The sequence below is a fragment of the Enterobacter sp. 120016 genome (genome assembly GCF_018383635.1).
Classification (GTDB): Bacteria; Pseudomonadota; Gammaproteobacteria; order Enterobacterales; family Enterobacteriaceae; genus Enterobacter; species Enterobacter asburiae_D.
In genome coordinates, this window is the sequence record NZ_JAHAWC010000040.1 from 1 (window position 1) to 1,111 (window position 1,111).

Annotated in this window: 1 protein-coding gene; it reads left to right on the top strand. The window is 61.5% G+C overall.

Features of this window, described 5'->3' with window-relative positions:
• A partial coding sequence (locus tag KIF87_RS22990) for a hemagglutinin repeat-containing protein (protein WP_213330842.1) occupies window positions 1-1,111 on the top strand: 1,111 nt, incomplete at both ends.

A 1,111-nucleotide genomic window follows, 5' to 3' on the forward strand; every position in this document is an offset into this window, starting at 1 on the left:
CAGCTTGATCCCGCCCTGTTTGCCGACCTGAACGCGATGCTCGGGGTCAAACCGTCGTCCACCGCGCCGCAGGAGACGCGGCCGGCGTTTACCGACGAGAAGCAGTTCCTCGGCTCGTCCTATATGCTGGGCCGCCTCAACCTGAACCCGGATTACGATTACCGCTTCCTCGGCGATGCGGCGTTCGATACCCGCTATGTTTCCAACGTGGTGCTCAACCAGACCGGTAACCGTTACCTGAACGGCATCGGCTCCGATCTGGATCAGATGCGCTATCTGATGGACAACGCCGCGGCGGCGCAGCAGTCGCTGGGCCTGCAGTTTGGCGTCTCGCTGACCGCCGATCAGATTGCCGCGCTCGACCACAGCCTGCTGTGGTGGGAGAAAGCCACCGTCAACGGCGAAACGGTGATGGTGCCGAAACTCTACCTGTCGCCGAAGGACGTCACCGTCAATAACGGCAGCGTGATCGCGGGCAATAACGTCACCCTGAAGGGCGGCGACATCACCAACAGCGGCAGCTCGCTGCTGGCGAAAAACAGCCTGACGCTCGACAGCCAGAACAGCATCAGCAACCTCAACAGCGGCCTGATGAAAGCGGGCGGCGACCTGAACCTGAGCGCCATCGGCGATATCAATAACATCAGCTCCACCATCAGCGGCAAAACGGTCGCGCTGGAGAGCCTCGACGGCAGCATCAACAACCTGACTCAGGTTGAGCAGATTGATATCAACGCCGGAGGTAAATACGGCAACATCGGCCTGAAAGACACCCTGCTGGGCAACACGGCGTCGATTACCGCGCAGGATGGCCTGTCGCTTGAGGCGGGAAAAAACATCACCGTTACCGGGGCGAACCTGGCCTCCGGCGGGGATATGCTGCTGAACGCGTGGGGCGATATTGCCGTCAACGCGAACCAGATTAACGACGCATTCAGCTCCAGCCGGGAGAAAACCAGCCGTTCGTCCGTCACGTATCAGGGCAGTAACGTCACCGCGGGCGGCAACCTGCTGGTGAATGCCGGGCACAACCTTGACGTGACCGCCAGCGACCTGAAGGCGGGCGGCAGCGCGGGGCTGAGCGCGGGCAACGATCTCAATCTGAACGCGG